This window comes from Streptococcus sp. FSL L8-0526 (genome assembly GCF_038007145.1).
Lineage (GTDB): Bacteria > Bacillota > Bacilli > Lactobacillales > Streptococcaceae > Streptococcus > Streptococcus thermophilus.
Map to the genome: position 1 here is coordinate 409,998 of NZ_JBBOWP010000002.1, position 24,763 is coordinate 434,760.

At 40.0% G+C, this 24,763-nt stretch carries 29 protein-coding genes and 1 CRISPR repeat array; of the genes, 15 read left to right on the forward strand and 14 right to left on the reverse strand.

Going from position 1 to position 24,763, the window contains the following annotated elements; translation table 11 throughout:
• The first annotated feature begins 104 nt into the window (after positions 1–104).
• From cas1 to csn2-St, 3 genes are read left to right on the forward strand one after another with little or no spacing between them, the layout of a single operon-like run.
• Entirely contained in the window at positions 105–1,016 is a 912-nt protein-coding gene (cas1, locus tag NSQ85_RS09365) for a type II CRISPR-associated endonuclease Cas1 (RefSeq protein ID WP_179974381.1), read from the forward strand.
• 1 nt (position 1,017) lies between these two features.
• On the forward strand, positions 1,018–1,341 hold the full coding sequence (gene cas2 / locus NSQ85_RS09370) for a CRISPR-associated endonuclease Cas2 (RefSeq protein ID WP_179974382.1): 324 nt from the start codon (positions 1,018–1,020) through the stop codon (positions 1,339–1,341).
• Positions 1,338–2,390, forward strand: a complete 1,053-nt coding sequence (gene csn2-St, locus NSQ85_RS09375; protein ID WP_340781714.1) for a CRISPR-associated protein Csn2-St — start codon at positions 1,338–1,340, stop codon at positions 2,388–2,390. The genes cas2 and csn2-St overlap by 4 nt, the downstream gene beginning before the upstream one ends.
• A 63-nt stretch (positions 2,391–2,453) precedes the next feature.
• Positions 2,454–3,481: direct repeats of the CRISPR family, unit length 37 nt; unit sequence GTTTTTGTACTCTCAAGATTTAAGTAACTGTACAACT.
• Between the two features lie 40 nt (positions 3,482–3,521).
• Here the strand turns inward: csn2-St and NSQ85_RS09380 are convergent.
• Genes NSQ85_RS09380 through NSQ85_RS09390 form a run of 3 tightly spaced genes read right to left on the reverse strand, consistent with a single transcriptional unit; the run spans position 3,522 to position 5,376 of the window.
• Entirely contained in the window at positions 3,522–4,337 is an 816-nt protein-coding gene (locus tag NSQ85_RS09380) for a TIGR03943 family putative permease subunit (protein WP_179974384.1), read from the reverse strand.
• Positions 4,337–5,239, reverse strand: coding sequence for a permease (locus NSQ85_RS09385; protein ID WP_340781716.1), 903 nt, complete (start codon positions 5,237–5,239; stop codon positions 4,337–4,339). The genes NSQ85_RS09380 and NSQ85_RS09385 overlap by 1 nt, the downstream gene beginning before the upstream one ends.
• 5 nt (positions 5,240–5,244) lie before the next feature.
• A complete protein-coding gene (locus NSQ85_RS09390) occupies positions 5,245–5,376 on the reverse strand; it encodes an SPJ_0845 family protein (protein ID WP_002885949.1) in 132 nt (43 codons plus the stop codon).
• A 226-nt stretch (positions 5,377–5,602) separates the two neighbouring features.
• On the opposite strand from NSQ85_RS09390, the gene NSQ85_RS09395 reads away from it, so the two are divergent.
• The 7 genes from NSQ85_RS09395 to NSQ85_RS09425 all read left to right on the forward strand — a co-directional run bounded on the left by NSQ85_RS09395 (position 5,603) and on the right by NSQ85_RS09425 (position 11,312).
• Positions 5,603–7,735 carry a Tex family protein gene (locus NSQ85_RS09395; protein ID WP_179974386.1) on the forward strand — a complete coding sequence of 711 codons (2,133 nt, stop codon included), beginning with the start codon at positions 5,603–5,605 and terminating at the stop codon, positions 7,733–7,735.
• A complete protein-coding gene (locus tag NSQ85_RS09400; RefSeq protein ID WP_179974387.1) occupies positions 7,722–8,162 on the forward strand; it encodes a SprT family protein in 441 nt (146 codons plus the stop codon). The genes NSQ85_RS09395 and NSQ85_RS09400 overlap by 14 nt, the downstream gene beginning before the upstream one ends.
• Before the next feature lie 65 nt (positions 8,163–8,227).
• Positions 8,228–8,491: a PspC domain-containing protein gene (locus tag NSQ85_RS09405; RefSeq protein ID WP_179974388.1), complete on the forward strand. Its 264-nt coding sequence runs from the start codon at positions 8,228–8,230 to the stop codon at positions 8,489–8,491.
• Between the two features lie 127 nt (positions 8,492–8,618).
• Entirely contained in the window at positions 8,619–9,548 is a 930-nt protein-coding gene (hprK, locus tag NSQ85_RS09410; protein WP_179974389.1) for an HPr(Ser) kinase/phosphatase, read from the forward strand.
• A complete protein-coding gene (gene lgt / locus NSQ85_RS09415; RefSeq protein ID WP_179972824.1) occupies positions 9,548–10,339 on the forward strand; it encodes a prolipoprotein diacylglyceryl transferase in 792 nt (263 codons plus the stop codon). Before hprK ends, lgt begins: the two co-directional genes overlap by 1 nt.
• Positions 10,340–10,460: 121 nt before the next feature.
• A complete protein-coding gene (locus NSQ85_RS09420) occupies positions 10,461–10,859 on the forward strand; it encodes a DUF948 domain-containing protein (RefSeq protein WP_179972825.1) in 399 nt (132 codons plus the stop codon).
• Between the two features lie 12 nt (positions 10,860–10,871).
• A complete protein-coding gene (locus tag NSQ85_RS09425) occupies positions 10,872–11,312 on the forward strand; it encodes a YtxH domain-containing protein (protein WP_179974390.1) in 441 nt (146 codons plus the stop codon).
• Between the two features lie 20 nt (positions 11,313–11,332).
• On the opposite strand, the gene NSQ85_RS09430 is transcribed toward NSQ85_RS09425, so the two are convergent.
• Positions 11,333–11,629, reverse strand: coding sequence for a DUF3270 domain-containing protein (locus tag NSQ85_RS09430; protein WP_179972827.1), 297 nt, complete (start codon positions 11,627–11,629; stop codon positions 11,333–11,335).
• 230 nt (positions 11,630–11,859) lie between these two features.
• On the opposite strand from NSQ85_RS09430, the gene NSQ85_RS09435 reads away from it, so the two are divergent.
• The 3 genes from NSQ85_RS09435 to NSQ85_RS09445 all read left to right on the forward strand — a co-directional run bounded on the left by NSQ85_RS09435 (position 11,860) and on the right by NSQ85_RS09445 (position 14,488).
• On the forward strand, positions 11,860–12,789 hold the full coding sequence (locus NSQ85_RS09435) for a peptidase U32 family protein (protein ID WP_179973170.1): 930 nt from the start codon (positions 11,860–11,862) through the stop codon (positions 12,787–12,789).
• Between the two features lie 95 nt (positions 12,790–12,884).
• Complete coding sequence (locus NSQ85_RS09440) at positions 12,885–14,171, forward strand: peptidase U32 family protein (protein WP_179973169.1); 1,287 nt, start codon at positions 12,885–12,887, stop codon at positions 14,169–14,171.
• Positions 14,171–14,488: a CHY zinc finger protein gene (locus NSQ85_RS09445; RefSeq protein WP_179973168.1), complete on the forward strand. Its 318-nt coding sequence runs from the start codon at positions 14,171–14,173 to the stop codon at positions 14,486–14,488. Before NSQ85_RS09440 ends, NSQ85_RS09445 begins: the two co-directional genes overlap by 1 nt.
• A 50-nt stretch (positions 14,489–14,538) precedes the next feature.
• Here NSQ85_RS09445 and NSQ85_RS09450 read toward each other — a convergent pair whose 3' ends face one another.
• Positions 14,539–15,078: a biotin transporter BioY gene (locus NSQ85_RS09450; protein WP_340781731.1), complete on the reverse strand. Its 540-nt coding sequence runs from the start codon at positions 15,076–15,078 to the stop codon at positions 14,539–14,541.
• Positions 15,079–15,172: 94 nt separating this feature from the next.
• Positions 15,173–15,457 carry a hypothetical protein gene (locus tag NSQ85_RS09455; RefSeq protein ID WP_179972830.1) on the reverse strand — a complete coding sequence of 95 codons (285 nt, stop codon included), beginning with the start codon at positions 15,455–15,457 and terminating at the stop codon, positions 15,173–15,175.
• 124 nt (positions 15,458–15,581) lie between these two features.
• Between NSQ85_RS09455 and NSQ85_RS09460 the strand changes: the two genes are divergently transcribed.
• A complete protein-coding gene (locus NSQ85_RS09460) occupies positions 15,582–15,794 on the forward strand; it encodes a YdbC family protein (RefSeq protein ID WP_002886106.1) in 213 nt (70 codons plus the stop codon).
• Positions 15,795–15,827: 33 nt separating this feature from the next.
• On the opposite strand, the gene NSQ85_RS09465 is transcribed toward NSQ85_RS09460, so the two are convergent.
• Positions 15,828–17,162: an Nramp family divalent metal transporter gene (locus tag NSQ85_RS09465; RefSeq protein WP_179973166.1), complete on the reverse strand. Its 1,335-nt coding sequence runs from the start codon at positions 17,160–17,162 to the stop codon at positions 15,828–15,830.
• 194 nt (positions 17,163–17,356) lie between these two features.
• On the opposite strand from NSQ85_RS09465, the gene NSQ85_RS09470 reads away from it, so the two are divergent.
• Positions 17,357–17,569: a hypothetical protein gene (locus tag NSQ85_RS09470; RefSeq protein WP_223899720.1), complete on the forward strand. Its 213-nt coding sequence runs from the start codon at positions 17,357–17,359 to the stop codon at positions 17,567–17,569.
• 694 nt (positions 17,570–18,263) lie between these two features.
• On the opposite strand, the gene NSQ85_RS09475 is transcribed toward NSQ85_RS09470, so the two are convergent.
• From NSQ85_RS09475 to NSQ85_RS09505, 7 genes are all read right to left on the reverse strand, one after another.
• Positions 18,264–19,514 (reverse strand): site-specific integrase, encoded by a 1,251-nt coding sequence (locus NSQ85_RS09475; protein ID WP_179974392.1) that lies wholly within the window; start codon positions 19,512–19,514, stop codon positions 18,264–18,266.
• Positions 19,515–19,579: 65 nt separating this feature from the next.
• Positions 19,580–19,777, reverse strand: coding sequence for an excisionase (locus tag NSQ85_RS09480; protein ID WP_006738512.1), 198 nt, complete (start codon positions 19,775–19,777; stop codon positions 19,580–19,582).
• A gap of 184 nt (positions 19,778–19,961) precedes the next feature.
• A complete protein-coding gene (locus tag NSQ85_RS09485) occupies positions 19,962–20,798 on the reverse strand; it encodes a nucleotidyl transferase AbiEii/AbiGii toxin family protein (RefSeq protein WP_179974393.1) in 837 nt (278 codons plus the stop codon).
• Entirely contained in the window at positions 20,795–21,385 is a 591-nt protein-coding gene (locus NSQ85_RS09490; protein WP_179974394.1) for a type IV toxin-antitoxin system AbiEi family antitoxin domain-containing protein, read from the reverse strand. Before NSQ85_RS09490 ends, NSQ85_RS09485 begins: the two co-directional genes overlap by 4 nt.
• Positions 21,386–21,496: 111 nt before the next feature.
• On the reverse strand, positions 21,497–22,618 hold the full coding sequence (locus tag NSQ85_RS09495) for a phage tail tip lysozyme (protein ID WP_179974395.1): 1,122 nt from the start codon (positions 22,616–22,618) through the stop codon (positions 21,497–21,499).
• Between the two features lie 18 nt (positions 22,619–22,636).
• Positions 22,637–22,864: a hypothetical protein gene (locus NSQ85_RS09500; RefSeq protein ID WP_179974396.1), complete on the reverse strand. Its 228-nt coding sequence runs from the start codon at positions 22,862–22,864 to the stop codon at positions 22,637–22,639.
• Entirely contained in the window at positions 22,851–24,752 is a 1,902-nt protein-coding gene (locus NSQ85_RS09505; RefSeq protein ID WP_179974397.1) for a conjugal transfer protein, read from the reverse strand. The genes NSQ85_RS09500 and NSQ85_RS09505 overlap by 14 nt, the downstream gene beginning before the upstream one ends.
• Between the last annotated feature and the right edge of the window lie 11 nt (positions 24,753–24,763).

Consider the following 24,763-nt stretch of genomic DNA (forward strand, 5'->3'; position numbering starts at 1 on the left):
AGTTACTTAAATCTTGCAGAAGCTACAAAGATAAGGCTTCATGCCGAAATCAACACCCTGTCATTTTATGGCAGGGTGTTTTCGTTATTTAAAGAGGAGAAGAAATGACTTGGAGAGTTGTACATGTCAGTCAAAGTGAGAAGATGCGCTTAAAGCTTGATAACTTATTAGTGCAAAAGATGGGACAAGAGTTTACGGTGCCACTAAGTGATATTTCGATAATCGTTGCAGAAGGTGGGGATACAGTTGTTACCCTTCGTCTATTAAGTGCCTTAAGCAAGTATAATATTGCTTTGGTCGTTTGTGATAATGAACATTTACCAACAGGAATTTATCACTCACAAAATGGGCACTTTAGAGCGTACAAGCGCTTGAAAGAACAGCTGGATTGGTCTCAGAAACAAAAGGACAAGGCATGGCAGATTGTAACTTATTATAAAATCAATAACCAAGAGGATGTCCTAACCATGTTTGAAAAAAGTCTGGACAACATTAGATTACTTTCAGACTATAAAGAGCAGATAGAACCTGGTGATAGAACGAATAGAGAGGGACATGCTGCCAAGGTCTACTTTAATGAGCTCTTTGGTAAACAATTTGTCAGAGTAACTCAGCAAGAAGCTGATGTCATCAATGCTGGTTTAAACTATGGCTATGCTATCATGAGGGCTCAGATGGCTAGAATAGTGGCGGGTTATGGTTTAAATGGCCTATTAGGAATCTTCCATAAAAATGAATACAATCAGTTTAATTTGGTTGACGATTTGATGGAGCTATTTAGACAGATTGTAGATGTTTGGGTATATGATAATCTACGAGATCAGGAATTCCTTAAGTATGAGTATAGGTTGGGATTGACAGATTTACTCAATGCTAAAATCAAATATGGCAAAGAGACCTGTTCAGTGACAGTTGCTATGGACAAATATGTCAAAGGCTTTATCAAATATATTTCGGAAAAAGATAGCAGTAAATTCCACTGCCCAGTGGTATCAAGTTTAGAGTGGAGAAAATAAGATGAGGTATGAAGCGTTGAGATTATTATGTTTTTTTGATTTACCAATGGAATCCAAGGATGAAAAAAGAATTTATCGTAATTTTCGTAAAGAATTAATTTCAAATGGGTTTGAAATGTTACAATTTTCGGTCTACTATCGCACTTGTCCTAATAGAAGCTTTGCAAATAAATTTTATAAGAAGTTAAAGATGAGCAATCTGCCTGCTGGAAATGTGAGACTTTTGGCGGTTACTGAAAAGCAATTTTCAGAGATGACATTAATTATAGGTGGCAAAACTAAGCAAGAGGAAATAATCAGTGATAATAAGTTGGTGGTCATATGAATTTTTTTGTACAACATCCTTACAAAGAACGTATTGAATTGAATATCGGTGCAATCACACAAATTGTTGGTCAAAATAATGAACTCAAATATTATATTTGGCAGATTTTGAGCTGGTTTTTTGGTGGAAAAAAATACTCAAGTGAGGACTTAAGTATTTTTGATTATGAGGAGCCTACCATACTTGATGAGTCTGGAGAAATAGTGAAGCGAAGTAGCTATCACTATATCGACATTTCAAGTTTTAAGGATTTACTGGAGCAGATGGAGTACAAGAAAGGAACACTTGCTCACGGTTACCTTCGTAAAATTGTCAATCAAGTTGATATTGTAGGCCATTTGGAGAAAATTAATGAACAAGTAGAGCTTATTGAAGAAGCTATGAATCGGCATATAAACTTAAACTGTGGTCAGGTGGAGTACCATTTGGAGAATCACCCTCTAACACTAGACCAACTACTCACAAAAAATTTTAGTCCCTTTTTTGCTATCGAGAACAAGAATCTATCTTTTGAATGGGTTTCAAATACTGATAAACTTTCTCTCTTTCTAGAAATGTTAGACGGTCTACTTTCACAAACAACAGAGAAGTATCTCATTGTGCTAAAAAATATTGATGGCTTTATCTCAGAAGAATCTTATACTATTTTTTATAGGCAAATCTGTCATCTGGTCAAGAAGTATCCAAATCTAACCTTTATTTTGTTTCCTAGTGACCAAGGCTATTTAAAAATTGATGAAGAAAATAGTAGGTTCGTCAATATTTTATCTGACCAGGTGGAGCATTTGTATGATGTTGAGTTTATGTATGAAAGGGTAATGAAATATTATCCAAGTAATGATTTCCCGACGGGAGAAGGTTTTAGGATGTCTTTAGAAACTGTGACACCTTATTTATTGATAAAAATGCTGAGACAACCTAGTCTCTCACTTGTTGATTCAGTAATATTGAATATCCTAAATCAGCTGTTTCATTTTAGTTACCGTATAAGATATTCTCAGACACCTGATAAGGAACTATTACATAAATTTTTAGAAAGTAAGGATTGACAAGGACAGTTATTGATTTTATAATCACTATGTGGGTATAAAAACGTCAAAATTTCATTTGAGGTTTTTGTACTCTCAAGATTTAAGTAACTGTACAACTGTATAAAGCCGATAATGCCGCTGTAATGCGTTTTTGTACTCTCAAGATTTAAGTAACTGTACAACTTCCACCTCTTCCATTTCAACCGTGTAAAGGTTTTTGTACTCTCAAGATTTAAGTAACTGTACAACTATTGGCGGAGGGTATCCCGAAGCTGTTATGTTTTTGTACTCTCAAGATTTAAGTAACTGTACAACTCATTAGAGGATAAGCATACTGCTTGATTGTGTTTTTGTACTCTCAAGATTTAAGTAACTGTACAACAACCACATACATGGGGCAAGTTGGTAAGTAGTTTTTGTACTCTCAAGATTTAAGTAACTGTACAACTGGTGTTGTGGATAGGTTTTCCAGTGTTTGGTTTTTGTACTCTCAAGATTTAAGTAACTGTACAACTAAATTCAATGAAAGCACTACATGAGTACAGTTTTTGTACTCTCAAGATTTAAGTAACTGTACAACTCGTGTTCTTGCGAGAATTCATTGTGCTTTGTTTTTGTACTCTCAAGATTTAAGTAACTGTACAACTTCCTTCGTCCGTATAACTTTCCTTTATATGTTTTTGTACTCTCAAGATTTAAGTAACTGTACAACTCGTCAATATTGAGGCAAACAAAAAAGCCCGTTTTTGTACTCTCAAGATTTAAGTAACTGTACAACTGGTGTTGAAGCTGGCATGGACTCGAACGGGTTTTTGTACTCTCAAGATTTAAGTAACTGTACAACAAGTGTATCTTCAGAGGGGACATCATTGCGGTTTTTGTACTCTCAAGATTTAAGTAACTGTACAACAAAGTATTTTACTAACTCTTTAACTTGATTGTTTTTGTACTCTCAAGATTTAAGTAACTGTACAACTGAAATAAGTTGGAAGGAGCGCTTTGTTTAGTTTTTGTACTCTCAAGATTTAAGTAACTGTACAACAACAATCTGCAAAGAATTATTAAAAGGAGCGTTTTTGTACTCTCAAGATTTAAGTAACTGTACAGTTTGATTCAACATAAAAAGCCAGTTCAATTGAACTTGGCTTTTTAAAATACACGATAAACATAAGGATTGTCAGGCTGACTAACCTCTTTAATCTCAGTCAAATTAAGGATAGGGAGGCTCTGTTTAAGGTTTTGATAATAATTCACAGTGATGGTACCAGTGACTGTTACCCAGGTATTATCCTTAAAGGTTTGGTCGCTTCCTGTCGTTGCCAGTCCGTAAACACCTGAATCGGCGATACAGTGGATAATACCGAAACGGAAGATGAACTGATATCCCTTGGTCTGTGGGTCATTGTAAACAAAGCCGGTATAGGTGACCTTCTTTCCCACGAAATCGTTTGGATAGAGATAGATGAGCTCCATGACTTCCATGTAATTTTCCGTGGTAATCTGGATGGTCTCACGTCCCTTGTACTTGGCTAGCTCCTTGGTCATTTCCTTTTCATAAGCTGAGGAGGTGAAGTAAGAGCTGGTGTCCGGCCTTAAGTACTGGATAGTCGTTCCCTCTTGATCGGCCTGGTTAGGATCGCTCCCTGCGGCCAGTGGAAAATGATAACCTTTAGCTGATACAGTATTGGCATCCAGGGTCACCGTTGGCACTAAGAGCCCAGTGAGAACTGGAAAAGCCAAGAGAACGATGCTGGCTCCCTTGGCCACTCGACCTGACAAATGCGAGTGAACCTTCATTTTCTTCATCCAAACGATGAGTTGAACCAAAGCGAGGATGAAGGAAAGCACCATGGAAATGTAAGCCAGGTAGGAGTAGTGGATATTAATGTACTGGTTGAGCTTGCCAGAAATTTGCAAGTACATGACGAGCTCAAAATACCCAGATAAGATGAGAAAACGTAACATTAAATCACCCCCAATACTAGACAGTAAATGACTGTTACCAGACTTGTGGTTCCCACAAAGAGCCCGACAAAGCGTGTCTTAAACTGGTGTTTCATCATGATCAAGTTCTTGATATCAACCATAGGACCGATGATGAGGAAGGCCACTGTTGGTGCCACTCCAAAACTAGAGAGTAGTGAAGCTCCGATAAAGGCATCTGCCTCAGAACAAAGTGAGAGGATAAAGGCCAGGAGCATCATGATGAGGATGGCTGTCACCGAATTATGACCGATGGTCGTTAGGATTCGGGTGGGTAGGTAGATCTGCATCCCTGCAGCCACAAAGCTCCCGAAAATCAGGTAACGACCAGTGTCGAAAAATTCATCGACAGCATGAACCAAGGCCTGAAAGATTTTCTTACCAGCTGATAACCCACTATAATCATGAACATGATTAAACTTACGCTTGTCCTTGAGTATCTGGTCATCCACCACAAAGCCGAGCAGAATTCCCAAAATCATGGCAATCAAGAAAGCTCCGAGAAAACGTAAAATCACGTAGTACCAAGAGTTTCCAAAGGCCGTATAGGTCGCAAAGAGAACGACTGGATTGATGATAGGAGCCGTTGCCATAAAAGGAATAGCCGTATAGCTAGGCACTTTTTTCTCTAAAAAGCGCGTGATAATGGGAACTATCCCACATTCACAAGAAGGAAAAATAAAGCCGACTAGGGTTCCAAAGAGAATAGCCAGGACCTTGTTTTTCGGCAGGAAGTTTTGGACCTTTTCAGGAGTCAAGAAGACTTCGATAAAGCCAGACACGATACTTCCCAGTAAAACAAAGGGCAGAGCTTCGATAATAATAGATAGAAAAACTGCCAGAAGCTGCAAAACGCTATCTGGTAGTTGATGAAAAATAGCCATAACTTTTACTTTTTCTTATCTTCTTGAAGACGTTTGTCCTTCTTAGGATCAGTTCCCGCCTTTTCAAAATCAGGGATAGCCGCAAAAGATGCCATCATGCTTTCAAGTTCATTTGTTTTTTTCTGAATAACCGCCATAAAAAGCCTCCGAGTTAATTAAGATACTAAGGGCGTCATTTCTGACGGAAAATTAGGGAATCAGCAGAAGAAGCTTTGCTTCAAGGAAAATGCATCTATTTTCCGAAAGAAATAGCCTTAAGAATAGGTTTACTCTCTTATTATACTACCTCTTGCTCAAAAAATCTCGCTTCATCTACAAGGTTTTCTGCCCAAGCATACCTCCTATCATGGTATAATAGAGTTTATGGAAAATCGAAATTTAGAGACATTGGCTCAAGAGTTGGGCCTAAAAAAACAACAAGTTGAAACCGTTTTGGAATTGATCGCAGATGGTAATACCATTCCCTTCATCGCCCGTTACCGTAAGGAGAAAACCGGAAATTTGGATGAAACGCAAATCAAGGCTATCATTGATATGGATAAGTCTTTGACAGCCCTCCAAGACCGCAAGGAGACGGTTCTGGCAAAGATTGAGGCTCAGGGCAAATTGACTGACCAACTCAAGGCAGCCATCGAAGCGGCTAAAAAGTTGGCAGACGTGGAAGAACTCTACCTTCCCTATAAGGAAAAACGTCGCACTAAAGCGACTATTGCTCGTGAAGCAGGTCTCTTTCCACTGGCTCGTCTTATTTTGCAAAATAGTTCAAACCTCAAAGATGAAGCTGAAAAGTTGACATCCGAAGCCTTTCCAACAGCTGACAAGGCCCTTGCGGGTGCTGTGGATATTTTGGTTGAGGCCTTTTCTGAAGACAATAGCTTGCGCTCTTGGACCTACAACGAAATCTGGAACAACAGTGAGATCACTTCGATCCTAAAGGATCAATCTCTGGATGAAAAAGAAATCTTCAAGATTTACTATGATTTTGCGGATAAGGTGTCAAAACTCCAAGGTTACCGTACTCTGGCCCTTAACCGTGGTGAGAAATTAGGCGTTATCAAGGTAAACTTTAAGCACAATCTTGAGAAAATGCATCGTTTTTACAGTGCCCGTTTCAAGCAAAAAAATGATTATATTGAGGAAGTCCTCAACCAGTCGCTCAAGAAGAAAATCATTCCAGCTATGGAGCGTCGTATCCGTAGTGAGTTGACTGAAGCAGCAGAAGATGGAGCTATTAATCTTTTCTCTCAAAATCTTCGAAGCCTTCTCCTAGTCTCACCACTTAAAGGAAAGATGGTACTTGGATTTGACCCAGCCTTTCGTACAGGAGCTAAATTGGCCGTCGTTGACCAAACAGGGAAACTGATTACAACTCAGGTCATCTATCCGGTTGCTCCAGCAAGTCAAGCTAAGATTGCTCAAGCTAAGAAAGACTTGGCTGACCTCATCAAAGAGCATGCTATTGAGATTATTGCTATCGGAAATGGAACAGCCAGCCGTGAAAGTGAAATCTTTGTGGCAGAAGTCCTCAAAGATTTCCCAGAGACCTCTTATGTCATTGTCAATGAAAGTGGTGCCTCAGTCTACTCTGCTTCAGAGTTGGCCCGTCATGAGTTCCCAGACTTGACGGTCGAAAAGCGCTCTGCTATTTCCATTGCCCGTCGTCTTCAAGACCCTCTGGCGGAATTGGTTAAGATTGACCCCAAATCAATCGGAGTAGGCCAATACCAGCACGATGTTAGCCAGAAGAAACTCTCTGAAAATCTTGATTTCGTCGTTGATACCGTGGTTAACCAGGTTGGTGTCAATATCAATACGGCAAGTAGTACTCTCTTGTCACATGTCTCAGGTCTCAACAAGACTATCTCAGAAAATATTGTTGCCTACCGTGAGGAAAATGGGGAGTTTACATCACGTGATGAAATTAAGAAGGTCCCACGTCTTGGTGCCAAAGCCTTTGAACAAGCCGCCGGTTTCCTCCGTATTCCAAACGCTAAAAATATCCTGGATAATACGGGAGTCCACCCAGAGTCTTATCCAGCGGTGAAGGCTCTCTTCAAGCAGTTAGACATCACAGATTTGGACGACTCTGCTAAGGCAAAATTGAAGGGTCTTAATCTCAAAGACACAGCAGAAGAGCTAGAGATTGGTCAGGAAACCCTTAAAGATATCATTGCTGACCTTTTAAAACCAGGTCGAGACTTGCGTGATGATTTTGAAGCACCAGTACTTCGCCAGGATGTTCTTGAGCTCAAAGACTTGTCGGTGGGGCAAAAACTTGAAGGAACAGTCCGTAACGTTGTGGACTTTGGTGCTTTTGTGGATATCGGTGTCCATGAGGATGGTCTTATCCATATCTCTAAGATGAGTAAGAGTTTCGTTAACCATCCAAGCCAAGTGGTTTCTGTTGGGGATTTAGTTACCGTATGGGTGTCAAAAATTGACTTAGAACACGAAAAGCTTAATCTTTCCTTGGTGAATCCACGTGAATCTAACTGATTATGTTAAGACAGTTTCTATCGAAGATTTCGGTTGGAAATTTAATCATCAAGCCTTGTGGAACAAGCGCCTGAGGACCACTGGAGGTCGTTTCTTCCCCAAGGATGGACACTTAGATTTCAATCCAAAACTTTATGAAGAATACGGCCTCGAGACCTTTCGGAAAATCGTCCGTCATGAACTCTGTCACTACCACCTTTATTTTCAAGGGAAGGGCTGCAAACATGGGGATAGAGATTTCAAGGACCTACTAGCTAGGGTGGACGGCCTTAGGTACGCCCCCAAAATGCGAAACCAGGCAGAAAATTACTTCCTTTATCAGTGCCAATCTTGTGGTCACACTTACCGTCGCAAACGCCGTGTCAATACACAGAAATTTGGATGCGGTTTGTGCCGAGCCAAACTCATTTTTCTAAATCAGTCCTAGGTCTGATTTTTTTAGTCTCAAAAAATCATACAATTATATCAATGAAATGATAGGAGAAGAAAACCATGCCAAATCGCTTTTATAAGATACGAAAAAATAGACTCGTCGCCGGTGTTATTGCAGGTTTGGCAGATAAATTTGGCTGGAACCTCACTTTGGCTCGTGTCTTAGCTATTATTCTCATGGTTTCCACGCAGTTTGGAATCTTCTTATACTTAGTTTTAGCCTTCCTCCTTCCTTATAAAGAGGATATTTATCCCGAAATAAAACTTAAGGATGGAAGAAAACGCAAAAACGCTGAACCTGTAGAAGACGAGTGGAAATGGTGAGTAAATGATAACATAAAAGATCTATGATTGACCTTAGTGTTAGTCATAGGTCTTTTTTTACTTTGCGAACCGCATTGAAAACCTTTTTATGATACAATGAAACTAGTAAATAATCGGAGGAAATAACATGACAGTAACTGTTAAAATGTTGGTTGATAAGCTTAAACTTAAGGTTGTCTATGGGAATGAGGAGCTTTTGGCAAAAGCGATAACAACGGCTGATATCTCTCGTCCTGGTTTAGAAATGGCGGGTTATTTTGACTATTATTCACCAGAACGACTTCAGTTGGTTGGGATGAAGGAGTGGACCTACCTTAAAACCATGACTGCTAATAACCGTTATTCTGTTTTTGCTAATATATTTAGAGAGGAAACTCCAGCTGTTGTCGTGGCGCGTGGTCTTGAGATTCCAGAAGAGATGCTTCAAGCTGCTAAGGAAAATGGTGTAGCAGTTCTTCAAGGACGCAACTCTACATCATCACTTTCAGGTGACATGTCTTGGTATCTCAACTCTCAATTAGCTGAACGTACTAGTGTCCATGGTGTTCTGGTAGATATCTACGGGATGGGTGTTCTTATTCAAGGGGACTCTGGTATCGGTAAGAGTGAGACAGCGCTCGAGTTGGTGAAACGTGGCCACCGTCTAGTTGCTGATGACCGTGTAGATGTCTATGCTAAGGATGAGGGAACTCTCTGGGGGGAACCTGCAGAAATTCTTCTCCATCTTCTTGAAATCCGTGGGGTTGGTATCATTGACGTTATGAGTCTTTACGGAGCTAGTGCTGTCCGTGATTCATCTCAAGTTCAGTTGTGCATATATCTTGAGAATTTTGAAAATGACGAGGTCTTTGACCGTCTTGGAAATAGCAATGAAGAGATTGAATTACAGGGCGTTAAGATTCCACGTATCCGCATTCCTGTTAAGACAGGACGTAACGTGTCAGTCGTTATAGAAGCTGCAGCAATGAACTATCGTGCTAAGCAAATGGGATATGATGCAACCAAAACTTTTATGGACCGTTTGACTGACCTCATTAGTAATAATGGTGAAGACTAATGTTAGCTACTATTGATCCAATTGCTCTAAGACTTGGTCCAATCAGTATTCATTGGTATGCTATCTGTATTGTATCTGGTCTTTTGCTTGCAGTTTATCTGGCTCAGCGTTGGGCTCCTGAAAAGGGAATCAATCCTGAGCATATCTTAGATTTCATTCTCTTAGCCTTTCCTATAGCCATTGTTGGTGCTAGGCTCTACTATGTGATTTTCCAGTGGTCTTATTACAGCCAAAATCCATCGGAAATTTTTGCGATTTGGAATGGTGGAATTGCTATCTATGGTGGCTTGATTGCTGGTGCAGCTGTCCTTTATTGGTTCGCCAAACGTCATGCTATAGCGGTTTTAGATTTTCTAGATATTGCGGCCCCTGGGGTCATGATAGCTCAGAGTATCGGTCGCTGGGGAAATTTTGTCAATCAAGAGGCCTATGGAAAAGCAGTTAGTCAACTGAATTATCTTCCAGAAATTATCCGTCAGCAGATGTTTATTGATGGAAGCTACCGTGTACCTACCTTCCTTTATGAAAGCCTATGGAATTTAGTTGGTTTTAGCATTATTCTGGGACTACGATGTTTTAATAAGGAATTGCGACAGGGAGATGTGACTTCATTTTACCTTATCTGGTATGGCATTGGACGCTTTGTCATTGAAGGCATGCGTACGGATAGTCTTATGTTTGCCGGCTTGCGCGTCTCACAATGGGTCAGCATTTCCATCATTATGCTTGGAGCTGTCCTCTTATATTTCCGTAAACAACGTCAAAAAGCAGATTATAAAATGAAAAACTAGTCATACTGTTCAGACTTTGTTATAATGAAATGAAAATTATAATAACAAAGGTCATACGAGGCAGAGTCAAACATTCAGTTTTTTTGTTAACCTTTTAAACAGGTCAAAGGAGTCTAAAACTATGGCAGAAATTGCATTTCTTATTATCGCAATCGCACTTGCTGCGTTTCTAATTGCATTAATCCCAACTTTACTTCGCACACGTCATGTTGTCAAAGAAGTTGAAGAAACAGTTGCGGTTCTTCGTACAGATATTAACATAACACTTCACCAAACAAATGAAATTTTGGCTAAGGCTAATGTCTTGGTTGAAGATGTTAATAAAAAAGTTCAAACGATTGATCCTCTCTTTGTAGCAGTAGCTGAGCTTTCAGAAAGTGTTTCTGACTTGAATACCCGAGCTCGTCACCTCGGCGCTAAGGCAAGTGTAGCAGGAGCAAGTGTCGGTAAAGCAGGATCAGCCTTTGCTATCGGCAAGGTTGCTTCAAAACTATTTGGTAAAAAAGACAAGAAAAAATAAGGAGGTCTTTTCATGAGTAAATTTCTAAACACCCTAATTATTGGTGCAGCATCTGGAGCTGTAGCAGCGTATTTCTTCACAACTGAAAAAGGTAAAGCAGTTAAAGCACGTATTGATGAAGAAATCGCTTCATTCAAAGAAGATCCTAAAGCTTACCAAAATCAAGTAGTGGAGAAAGCTAGCGACTATAAAGAATTGGCAGTCGATACTTTCCAAGATTATAAAACAAAATTTGAAAATGGCGACATCACTGCAACTGATTTGACAAAAGCCGTTCAAAAAAAAACAGCTCAAGTTGCTGACTTTGCAAAAGAGAGCTTTAAACTCATCAAGGAAAAAACAGCTCAAGTAACACCTGAGCAAGCCAATGTTAAAGCAGAAACAGAAGCTATCGTTGATGATATTTTCATTGATATCAAAGATATCTCTGAAGAAGTAGCAGAATCAAACTAAAAAGAACGTTGACTCCTTAGTCAACGTTCTTTTGCTTTAAGATATTCGATTAGGACATAAATGCCTAACTGACCAATGGCGCTAATGGTAATTGCCCAGAATAAGGCCCAGAAGGTAGCCACCTGTGCTACCAAGAAAAGGAAGGCAACTAGGACTATTGAAACACAGAAGCTTGAGATACGTCCGAAGAAAATCATATCTTGTAGTTTAATACTATTACTATTTAGACCTTGATCGTCTTGATAATTGGTCGTTTGACGACGTTCAATCTCGAAATCTTCGATGTGATCAAATTGACGGTGTAAGTTGTCAGCCATGTCTGCCTCCTTTCTATATAAAGTACCTAAATCACTATTTTGTGTAGTCTGAAAGACTGAGTCAGTATTTCACTAACTACAATCTTTTTAATAATACCATAAAAAGTTTATATTGCAAAGTTTTTTTTGAAATTTTAGTATCGCAAAACTATATTTGAATATCAAAATACGACCTAACAAAACCTAAAAGTTCTAAAAAAAATCAATTAATTTGTGCTATAATGTAAGTTATGAAAAAAATAGTGATTACAGCGACAGCTGAGAGCTACGAGCAGACACGTGAGCTCCTAGAACTTGGAGTAGATCGTATTTACATCGGCGAAAAAACTTTTGGCCTTCGTTTGCCTAAGCCTTTTTCATTCGCAGAAATGAGAAAAACCGCAGAGCTGGTACATGAGTCAGGTAAAGAGTTAACTGTTGCAGTTAACGCCCTCATGCACCAAAGTATGATGGATGCTCTTCCTGACTACCTTGATTTTCTTGAAGAAATTAAGGCAGATTATATCACGGTTGGTGATGCAGGAGTTTTCTACATCTGTAACCGTGATAAACGTCCCTTCAAAATGATTTATGATGCTTCAACCATGGTAACCTCTAGCCGTCAGATTAATTTCTGGGGCAAACAGGCAGGAGCATCTGAAGCTGTTTTGGCACGTGAGATTCCATCTGCGGAACTCTTCATCATGGCTGAAAATCTTCAAATTCCAGCTGAGGTTTTGGTTTACGGGGCAAGTATCATTCACCACTCAAAACGACCACTTCTTCAAAATTACTACAACTTTATCAAAACGGATGAAGCTGTTACCAAAGAACGTGACCTCTTTCTTTCTGAACCTGGAGATCCAGATTCTCACTACTCAGTCTATGAGGACTTGCATGGAACACATATCTTTGCAAATAATGACCTGGATATGATGACTAAGCTTTCAGAACTCGTTGAGCATGGTTTTGACCACTGGAAGTTGGATGGTGTTTATTGCCCAGGTGAAAACTTCGTAAAAATTACCAAATATTTTGTGAAGGCTCGTGACCTCATCGAGGCTGGAGAATTTTTACAGGATCAAGCCTTCCTCTTTGATGAAGCCATTCATAAATTACACCCAGCCAACCGTGGTTTGGACACAGGTTTCTATGATTATGAACCTGACCGTGTAAAATAAAATTATGTCCTCCTTCGTTTGAGAGTTTTCCATTTTCAGGGAACGAAGGAGCTGTCCTAAAACTAATATCGACAATCTTGCAAATTGGAGAAATTATGACTACAACTAAAAAACGCCCAGAGGTACTGGTACCTGCTGGGACTTTGGAAAAATTGAAAGTTGCTGTAAATTACGGCGCAGATGCTGTTTTCGTTGGTGGACAAGCCTATGGTTTGCGTAGCCGTGCTGGAAATTTTACCATGGATGAACTTCGTGAAGGTATCGAATACGCTCACGCTCGTGGAGTTGACGTGCACGTTGCTTCTAACATGGTTACCCATGAAGGAAATGAAAAAGGTGCAGGTGAGTGGTTCCGTGAATTGCGTGATATGGGACTCGATGCCGTTATTGCATCTGATCCAGCCTTGATTGAAATCTGTTCAACCTATGCTCCAGGCCTTAACATCCACTTGTCAACGCAAGCATCTGCGACAAACGTTGAAACTTTTCATTTTTGGAAACAGTATGGCTTGACACGTGTTGTTTTAGCACGTGAGGTTACTATGGAAGAATTAGCTGAAATCCGTAAACGTACGGACCTTGAAATTGAGGCCTTTGTCCATGGTGCTATGTGTATCTCATACTCAGGTCGCTGTACCCTTTCTAACCACATGTCAGACCGTGATGCTAACCGTGGTGGTTGTTCACAGTCATGCCGTTGGAAATATGACCTTTACGACATGCCATTCGGCCAAGAGCGAAAGAGTATTCACGGTGAAGTTCCTGAAGAATACTCAATGTCAGCTGTTGACATGTGTATGATCGAAAACATCCCGGACCTTATCGACAATGGTGTTGATAGCCTGAAAATCGAAGGTCGTATGAAATCTGTCCATTACGTATCAACAGTTGCCAACTGTTACAAGGCGGCCTGTGATGCTTACATGGAAAGTGCAGAAGCCTTTTATGCTATTAAAGATGATTTGGTTAACGAGCTTTGGAAAGTTGCCCAACGTGAATTGGCAACAGGTTTTTATTACAAGACTCCAACAGAAAACGAGCAACTCTTTGGTGCCCGTCGTAAGATTCCACAATACAAATTTGTTGGTGAAGTAGTAGATTTTGACCCAGTAACTATGACAGCTACGATCCGTCAACGTAATGTTATCCTCGAAGGTGACCACGTTGAATTCTACGGACCAGGCTTCCGTCATCTCGAGTGTGAGATCAAAGATCTTCACGATGCTAATGGTAATAAGATTGATCGTGCACCAAACCCAATGGAACTTCTTACTATTACCGTGCCACAAGAAGTTAAACCTGGTGATATGATTCGTTCAACTAAAGAAGGTTTGATTAATCTCTACCAAAAAGACGGTTCAAGTAAGACTGTTCGTGCCTAATGACGAGAAAAATATATGGTCTCTTTGTAGATAATGAGAGCAGGTGCCAGCATTATCACACAGAGCTAGACATTGTTGCCCTAAAATGCTTTGATTGTCTGAAGTATTATGCTTGTTATCAGTGTCATAATAGCTTGGAGGAACATAGCTTTCGAGCTTATCCTTGTCATCTCAAGCAGGACAAGGTCCTTATCTGTGGTGTTTGTCAGCATGAGATGGTTATTGAGGAGCATCAAGAGGTAATAGCTTGTCCTAATTGTCACAGTGCTTTCAACCCAGCTTGTTCAAAGCATTACGATATTTATTTTGAAAAATAAAAAGATTGAAGATTCTGTTCACAGGAACAAAGTCTTCAATCTTTTTTTCTTTAGTTAAAGTAGCTATGATTTTTTAGAGCTTTTAATACTGGCTGAGTCACCAAAGTAACGATCGGACCTTTAATGAGGTCAGGAATAATAAAGGGTGTCAAACCGATCGCTACAGCTGCAGACCAACCCATCTTTCCAAGAAAGTGCAGGCCAAGGATCCCACCGACAAAGACAAGCGCATCTCCCAAAACAAAAGCAAAAAATCTTTTCCAGATAGGAGTCTTAGCATGGGTTAGTGCTGATGTGACAAGAGCAAAAAAAGGATAGGCAAGAAGATAGCCAGCTGAAGGACCAAAGAAGGATTGAAGCCCACCGCCACCTCCTGCGAAAACGGGTAAACCAATAGCGCCAAGAATAAGATAGAGGATAGCAGAAAGAGTAGCTTCCCTCGGTTTAAAAACAGCAGCCACAAGTCCTACAGCAAAGGTCTGTAGAGTAATGGGAACTGCCCCAATCGGAATGATGATTTGAGCCAGTGCAGCAATAATAGCAGCACCAAAAGCTGGAAGAATAAGGGATAGTGTACGATTTTTTGTCATTTGAGTTAACTTATAGAAATTTTATAGTTAACTTATTATACCAAGACCTACTATATTAGTCAACTTAAAAATAAAACGAGGTTAACTAATATACTTAACCTCGTTGAGATATGATTTTTAGACGTTTAATGTCTTTTAGTTCAATCATACTGATAACTTTGTCCTGCTCGATAAAGATAGCTTGACGTTGGCTGTCATAACGATTGATGTAGCCCTTATAGGTCCTCTGATTAGAAGTCAGCATGACCATTTGTTTATTATCAATAGCATGATAGATATCATTAATAAGATAATTTTGCATTAGGTGGACAGGTTTACTGTGACCTGTTTCCACAAACAGAAGAAGGTGATGCTTTACCGCTTCTATAAAGTTTATCATAGTCATTTCCTTCGTTTCTTGATAAAATAATTATAGCATGAAAAGTAAAATTTTGTGGATAACTTTTTGCTAAATCCTGAAATTTTCACTGGAAAAAACGAATAAAGTTAGTGGAGGTAAGCAAATGGCAGAATTTTCATTTGAAATTGAAGAAAAACTCTTGGTATTGTCTGAGAATGATAAGGGATGGACTAAGGAGCTTAATCGTGTGAGCTTTAACGGAGCACCAGCCAAGTACGATATCCGCACTTGGAGTCCAGACCACACCAAGATGGGCAAGGGAATTACCCTTAGTAACGAAGAATTCCAAGTTCTCGTTGACGCCTTCAAAAACTAAAACAAGGTCAGCATGGTGCTAGCCTTGTTTTTTTTAAAACGTATCAAAGATAAGTTTGAGATTGAGAATGGTTAGGACAATAGCGATGGCATAACCGAGGTAGGTATTCCACTTGGCATTGACGTGTTTTCCCATGAGTGATTTTTTAGAAGTGTAGTAAATCAAAGGGAAAATAGAGAATGGCAAGGCAATTGAAAGGAATACTTGTGAATACACCAAGAGTTGATCCAGTGTCTTTTCTTGATCGCCGTAGAGAATAGCTACAATGATAACAGGTAGCAGGGCGAAGAGACGTGTGAACAAACGAATTACCCACTTTGGTAACCTCATGTGGAGGAAACCTTCCATGACAATTTGACCACTCAAAGTACCAGTGATAGTAGAGTTTTGACCACTAGCTAAGAGAGCCAAGGCGAAGAGAGTTGAAAGTGTTGAACTAGCTAACGCACCGGCAATCTTAGAGTCCTGAAGAGCATTGTACATTTGTGAGAAGGCTGAAATATCAGAAGCGTGACCAAAGAAGAGGGAAGCCCCCAAAATCAAGAGGAGGGAGTTAACCACAAAGGCCAAAGACAATTGAATGTTGGAGTCCCAGGTCATGAAACGGACAGCCTTGGTCACGTCTTTATCATCTGAATAGTCAACCTTACGAGTCTGTGACAAGGATGAGTGCAAGTAGAGGTTATGTGGCATAACGGTTGCCCCCACAATCCCAAGTGCCAAAGTCAATTGGTTGGTGTCCCCAGCAGCATGTGGCTCGAAGAGTGCTGGCGTAGGAAGATAACCCTCGAGGATTTCCGCAACACTAGGCTCAGACAAGGCTACTAGATAGGCAAAGATAACCAAGATGGTCAAAATTAAGGTTGAAACAATAGCCTCGATTTTCCTGAATCCCAGCTTCATGATGAGCAGGAGTAGGAAGACGTCAAGGACTGTCACCAGAATAGCAACCATGATTGGAATACCAAAGAGTAGGTTAAGAGCGATGCCAGAACCAAGTACCTCAGCCAAGTCCGTCGCCATTAAGGCTAGCTCAAGAATCACCCAAAGCGTGTATCGCAACCATTTAGGTGAGTGGTAGGCAGTCGCTTGAGCTAGGTCCATTTGGGTCACAACCCCTAATTTTCCGGCCATTTGTTGCAACTGCATAGCGATTAATGATGAAATTAAGATGACAAAGAGTAGGCTGTACTTGTAGGTCGCCCCACCGACGACACTTGTTATCCAGTTCCCTGGATCCATGTAACCCACGGCCACAAGAGCCCCAGGTCCCAAGAAAGCCTTAAGATTTTGCCAAAAACGATTATTATTAGGTGTATCTACGGATTGGTTTACCTCAGAAAGGGAAACCTTTTTTGAAAATGTCATAAATACCTCTTTCTAAGTCGCATCTGCCTAAAAGTGTATTATTTCTAGACAGACGGACAGTTCTATTATAACACTATGAGCTAGATATGCAAGGTTTTCGAAAGGTTTTGACTTTTTAATCATTAATGTTGTATCCCTACTTTTTATACTAAAGTATAGGAGTACATATATTACTATATTGGGAAGAAAAATAATTGAAAGCATTTCAACTAACAGCCAAGAAAAAGATTGCTTTGAAACTCTTAGCTGTCATTGCGGATGTTTTGGTGATTTATATCATTAACATACAAACGAATCAACCAGACAATTTATCTGCAAATTACATGGAGTGCCTTAAAAATCCTGAAATAACAGAAAATTACATCGGTCTCTGGAAGTCTCATTGGTATGAAGAAAATAAAGCATAGCTTTATCCTGCTAAACAATACGCGATTTATGCAGAAGTAGCCCTAGCTTGTTTATCAGCTTGGATCGCAGCATCAAAAGCAAAATTTTGGAAATAAGAAAATGTTTCTCTCATTTCGAGAGAAGCGTTATTTCATATTACCCGATGTGAGTCTTATATTGACTGAAGATTTCGTTAATATCATCTTCAACCAAGTGATAGATTTTCCAGTCAAATTCAGTTCTAGCAACATAACCAAGACTGTGTAACAAAAAATCATATAATCTTCATAAAAATCAGAGATGCAGGGGAGGAGTAGTTCACTGATATCAGATGAACAGAGTTTTTCTTAAGGAATGTTATTTTCTTCACAATAAAATGCAAGTGCTTGGTCGAGAAAATAATCTGTGCGATCTCTGGAAAAGTCAAATTGACTTTCTTCTGTCTTTGTCTTAGGATGCTCGACCACAGTTTATTCTTTCTTAAAAAAAGGTACTTCAGTTTTTAAACACGTTTACACTTCATATAAAAATATCCCATTATTTGACTAATGGGATATCATTATTATTTCATCGTTGGGAAAAGAAACCTGGTTCTACGTTATTTCACGCAAGTTTCTAAAGCCCATTATACCAAGGTTTAGAAACTTTGCTAGGTTTTATATTTTCCCCTAACTTTGTACAAAATTGGTAAATCAGTGGTAAATCTTTGGTAAGTTATTGGTAAGTTTCTTCAAGGTTTGATAGGCTATTTTGGAGGTTTTCTCCGAACTTTTCCATCTCTTTTTCTTTGAGTTCTTTTGTAGCTTCGGCGTAGATATTCATAGTGGTTGAAATATCAGAGTGTCCAAGAATTTCTTGCATCGCCTTCAAATTGGTTCCAGCTTCTACCATACGGGTAGTGAAGGTATGACGGAGAGAGTGGTTGCTGAAATTCGGAAGTGTTACCTCACTTTGTATTTTACCATCAAGAACAGCAAAATTGCAATCACGAATAATTCGTTTCAGTGCTTTATTGAGTGTTCCTTGGTGGAAGACATTACCAAAACGATTGAGAAAGATGAAATTGGTGTAGCCGTCAATTTTACTTTTGCAGACGATTTCAAGTTCTTCTTGACGTTTCTTTTCTAAAATCAGCGCCTCCTTAACTCTAGGAAGTAGTGGAACAGTACGCTCCCCTGCCTTGGTCTTTGGACTGTTGATTGTAAAAGTGACACCACGATTCGTTCTTGTATCATAATAAACAAGGGTATGATTGACACTAATAGTGTTGCTTTCAAAATCAATGTCTTCCCAACGTAAACCTGTTACTTCACCAACTCGAAGTCCAGTCCATAACATGGTAATAAATACTGGGTACCAACCTTTATAACGGCTCGTATTCTCTAGAAAATTTTCGAAAAGTTGTTGTTCCTTGAGCGTCAAAGCCCTGTGTCCTTTTTTCCCAGAAGTACGAGACTGCTTTAGCTCCTTCAAGGCATTGTCTGAGGGATTGTTGAAAATATATTCATCATCGACAGCAACTTGAAGAACTTGATGTAGTACGGTATGGATGCTGTCAATGGTGCTTACCTTAACGTTCCGTTCTTCGGCTAAGTAATTATAGAAGGAGCGAACATCGCTCTTCTTGAGATTAGTGATGATGACATTTCCTAATTGACCAGATACGAAATATTCGTATAGGTACTGATAGTTTTTGAAGGTATTATCCTTGAGACCTCGTTTCAAGAGTTTCCACTTCTGGTACAAGTCATCTATAGAAACTTTTTTGGTAACGTTCAATCCGTTGAGAGAATCTTTAATAATTTGCTTTTCTTTTTCTCGTAGCTCAACTAATGACTTGGCATAGATGCTATTCATCTTTCTTCGCTTATCACGCCAGCGGTATTCGTAACTACCATTTGGACGTTGATATTCTCCGTCTTTGAGGATGCGATTTTTATTGTCTTTCCGTTTTTTGTTTATCATAGATTTCCTCCATAAAAAAAGGGGGGCATAAGCTATTTGATTAGCCTATGCCCTCTGAGTGATTATTAAATTGAATATTGGTTTTCTAGGAATTTCTCAAATTTTGCTCGTTTGATTAGGCGTTTGCTGCCACACCAGAGGACGAAATCGCAATCATCTTCATTGCTGATTTCACGAAGTTTATTAACTCCGATACTGAAATATGAGGCAGCTTCCTCAACAGTTAGGTTTGATTTTTCCCAGAATGGAATTTCTTTTTTCATGTGTTTTCCTCCGTTATTTTTGATAAAACGAAAACAAGCCCATTTCTGAGCTTGCTTCCAAGGAGATTATGAAAAAGAAAAGTTATTTAGGATGGTTATAGTATAACTAGTAATCCATAAAGTAATCTTAACTGTTCTTCATAATCAATAGTAAATAATTTATATTTGATTGCCATGATTCTTCTTAGAGATTTTTGATAGTTACAAGCAAATCAGTCATCTCTGTCAGAACATCGTTAAATGTAATACCTTTAGTGTAACTATACTTTTTAGAGTAGTTTTCCCACTGATGGTTTTGGGTTGAATCTGTTTTGAATGTTTCTAGCAGATTGATGAATTTATCGAAGTCTAATTCAGTACCTCGATAATCGAAGGTATACTGACAAGCAGTGAGAAGTTGTTGCGAATCAATTTCTGATTTCTTCAATTTTGACAAGATATAGACGTCATAGAAGTCTTTGCTTCGACTATTCAAGAAGCTGCGAGAATAAATAGTTTGTAGTTTCTCTGCTAAGATAGTCTCAATCGTGTAGGCAATGATAGGAAACTGTTCTGATGTGAAGATTGGCTTGTAGTCGTAAGTGATGGGCTGCGGAGTGACAATGTCCCCAGTCGCAATATCTAGGTGGATGACCTGTCTGATGTTCTCAAGCTGGCAAAGGATACTTGCACGATAACCTCCGTAATCATCACTTTCCTTAATTGCTGTGACCGACTGAATAGTGAAAGAAATATCTTCATCAGATTTTCCAAGGATATCCTCCAATTGCTGATACACGGTCTCTTCTGATAGATTCATTTTACTAAAGAGAAAGTCAATGTCAACGGTACTACGGGAAGCAACCCCGACGACATTTGAGAGCAGAAAACCTCCTTTGAAAATGTAATTTTGAGCATAAGCGCTTTGGCTCAATTTTTTCAGAATAATTTCCAGGAAGTAGTAGGTCATCACAGAATTAAACGTTAAGCCTGTTTCTTTTGAAACTTTATGGCAGAGTGCTGTTAATTTTGCTTTGTTCACATTAGCACCTCAAGTGTTTGTTTTGTTTGATTGATAATTTTCATTTTTTCAGCATATTGGTAAAGGTTTGTCAGGTTTTTATTTGGATAGTTGACATAAGCCTTAAGAGTTTTGACGAAAAGTTCATTATCAATTTTTTTACGATTTTGAATAAAGTCACAGATGATACGCTCAAAGTCGTAGGTCTTAACGGTCTGTCCCCAGGGTGTCTTTACAGAGATAACACCAAGGTCAACAATTTCCTTTGGGACGGTATGAACCGCAAGGTTTTGAGGCGGATTATTGAAACGATACCCTCTTGGTACGGTGACTTCAAAATATTGAGGGATTTCATCCGTGAACCCTTGAAGATAAAGAGCGGAAACATAGGAGTAAATAGCTCTTGAAAATCTGTATTGGAAGAAGTAGTATTCGTCATAGTCACCATCGGTTGAAAGATAGATGCCCTTGTCCACTCGGAATATTTTCTCTTCATTTTCAAGTCGTGAGAGATAGACAGCAGGAACCCCAAGATCTTTACAGTCTTTATATGTAATGATACCGTTATTTTGTTTGAGATAATTCAGAACGGTTTCTTTATTAGACATACGAACTCTCCTCTTTTGTTATGTTTATACTACAATTTTAACTCTTTTGTCGTATAGACGCAACACTTAACAATCGTAAAAACTATAAAGAATCGTAAAAATTCGTAAATCTTATTGTGCAACCGCAAAGCTCGCAAAGCTGTAGTAGCTTTGGTTGCTGAGAACGGCATAGTGTGGTTTGTTTTGAACCCCACCCACATTACATTCAGAAATTAGGAAGGTTCCATCCTGATTGACGGCTTCCACAAATGCGACGTGACCATATTCTGCATAGGTGCCTCCGTAGCCACCTTGAACGGACATGACAGCGCCAACTTGAGGCTCTAATACTTGTCTCCAGCCACGAGAGACTAGACTAGCTACCCAATCTTGACCGTTCCCGTTGTAATTGTAGATAGCTGAGTTGGTACAGATGCCTGTCTCAATCAATCTATTGCAAACATACCAGGTACATTGTCCAACAGGATAGGTGTTGTTTCCTTGAGTTGTGACCGAGTTCTCACTAGGGACTCCGTATTTGAGTTTTCCAAGGTATTCTGGTGGTAAGTCAAAGGTAGAAGTTAGAGTGCCAGTAGCCAGCCCTGTATCGCCTGAGAAAGCAACAGAGGAGTCTGAGGTGGTTGTTCCATCGAATACCTTAAACCACTTGTCAGCATCCGTTTGGAGCTTCTCAGCCTTTGTCTGACCGTCTGAGAGGGCAACACCTTCATAATGTTCTGACCAATACAAAGCAGCATCTCCAGGGTCAGTTGCTTTTTGCATTTCAGTTTTGACTTTTTTGTAGGCACCGTTTAACTCGGTTGACATGAGTTGGAGTTCAACATCAGCATCCAGCGTTCGACTAGAAGCCTGTGCCCAGCGGTCACCGTTGACGGTGTTAGACCAGCCCGACCATTGGAAGTAACCAGCTACCCCACCGCCAGTGTTGATGGCTTTGGGGTCAAATCCTGATTCACGTTCTGCAACGGCTAAATTACCAGATGAACCAGCCAGAGTAAATCCTTCTTTGGTTAGCTGGTAGTTGAGGATTTTGATGACATCTTCTGCCCGTTCTTCTGTGATTGAGGCTTTTTGAGCCACCTCTTTAGCTGTTAGTGTCGTTCGCTTCCCAGTTGAACTACCATTACTTGATGTATTAGACGAGTCACCAGTTATCGCAGCTGCACAAATGATGACAAGTAATAGGGGCAACAGAAGCGAAGAGAGAAGACTCAGTTTGAATAGTTTTTTCATGTGTCCCTATCACCTCCTTTAGTGTTTAAGATAGGCTTTGAAGATAACTGTTCCAAAGAGCCATTTAGCATCTAGGACAGCTGGAATAGCACGGCAGAGTTCGATAATCCGTTTGGCTTCTTGGTCATTAACGGGATAAAGGACAGTTACCTTGATAGCCTTTAAGTCATTTTCATAGGCTTGGTAAATGTACTTTTCAAGGATTGGTTGAATCTGACTTCTCGTATATATCCTAATAATGTCCATTTTGTTCACCTCGCAATCTGTTGAGTTCTTGAGTGAGACGGTTCTTACGCTCGATATTGGCTTTGATTTTGTCGTCCCTGGTCAGTGTTTGACGGAAGCTTCGGGTAAAGGCGTTTGAGCCTTGGGCTTGATACATGGCACCTGCATCATCATAGGCGCTAAGTTCCCTTTCCAAGCGTTCCATTTTCCGTTGTTTGCGTGGAGATACCCAATGCTCCTTGAGTTCCTGAAACTCCATTTCAGGTGATGGAGGAATTGTTGGTTGAGTAGGGATAGCTTCAGGAGTTGGTGTTTTCTCTTGGCTAGGATTATCTGTTGGAATATCCTGTTTTGGAATGTGTGGCTCAGAGGATGTTGATGGCAGTTGGTCAGGAGTTGGAGAAGGTTGGTCAGTCGGAACGTTTGGTTCCTCAGCTGGCTCAGAACCTGGTTTTGACCGTCTAAAGAAGTTGCCAACTTCCTTTATATGAGAAGATGCGTTCATGGCACTTCCAGCTACAAAACCAGTACCAGCCATGGCAAAGTTGCCCAAGTGTTGCGCAGTCTCAAAGCTACGTGACGGCATCTGTTGGATAAGGTCTTTGCCTTGGCTAACTTTGTTTTCAACCTGGTTTCCAATGTCTTCCATCTTGATGCGTGCCCGTGAGCCCATGATGAACTCAATGAGTTCACCTTTATAAATCCAGAGGAAATAATAGACAGCAGCTTTAGCAACGACTGAAAGAATGAGCTTGAAGAGGAGAGCGAATGTTCCTAAAGATGGGAACGATTCGATGACCCCATCAAAACCAGAGGTAATCAGCGTCTCAATGACTTTTTCAATGTAGAAGATAATGAGTGTGATGAGTGTCGTAATCGTAGGGAAAACGAGACCACCAAACATGACTTTGAAAATCCCAAAGATGATGTCTTGCATGGCAGGGACAAAGGAAATGAGAAGAGCGATAGGGAACAGGAGAATCATGACCAGGACTAAGAGTTGAGCAATCAGATTCAGGAGTTGCACCAGGATAATAGGAACCGCAATGACAATAGCTTCAATAATTTTGAAGATGACGTAGAAGGTCTTGATGAAAAGATAATCCCAAACGGCTGATACCCAGCGATTCTTTTCCTTCCCATCATCAGCCTTGTCACCAAGTTTATCCAGATAATCTTTTCTATCTTTGTTTTTGACCGCTACAAATTTTCCTGAGTCATCCACGCTTCCCAAGACTTTAGCATCATCGAAGGCTTCCTCTTCACCTGTTTGGTTATTGACGTATTTTCCGTTTTCTTGACCCGTGTTGACAAAGATATAGGCAGTGTAGGAAGTTTGTGCGATATAGCTATCAGCCATGGATTTTCCTACCTTGATTGACTTATTCTCGCCATAAGAAACGGAGATATTGGAAATCTTAGAGGTGACAGTATCCGCAAGGTTATCAACCGTATCAAGGATGTAGAGCCCACCAGAGGTAGAAGCGACGGTTCCAAAGTAACCAAATCCAAGCAGTACGACGAGCAGCACATGAAGGACTTTTCGCATGAAGTTTCCACGAGAAAAGAAATACTGGTAGAAGAGGTAAAAGGCTCCGATGGTCAGAAGCATGGAAACTAGGGAACCACTTGATAATCCGCCAGAAGTTGAACCTGTTAGTCCCTGCCAGATGGATTTAGCAGCGTTATAGACATAGGTTTTGTAAGAGTCGTAGAGGTCAACGTTCTCCATGATACGAATCATGAGGGAGAAGAAACCGACCACTAGATTGAGCAGAAAGAAAAAGAGATTGACGAAAATCTCATTCATTGCCACGATAATGGAGGTCTCAATTTTTGACGTCTTTTCCAGATACGATTTTAAGGCGAAGATGTCCACGCCTTTTAGTTTCTCAAAGGCTTCTTGCATGTGAGCCCTCC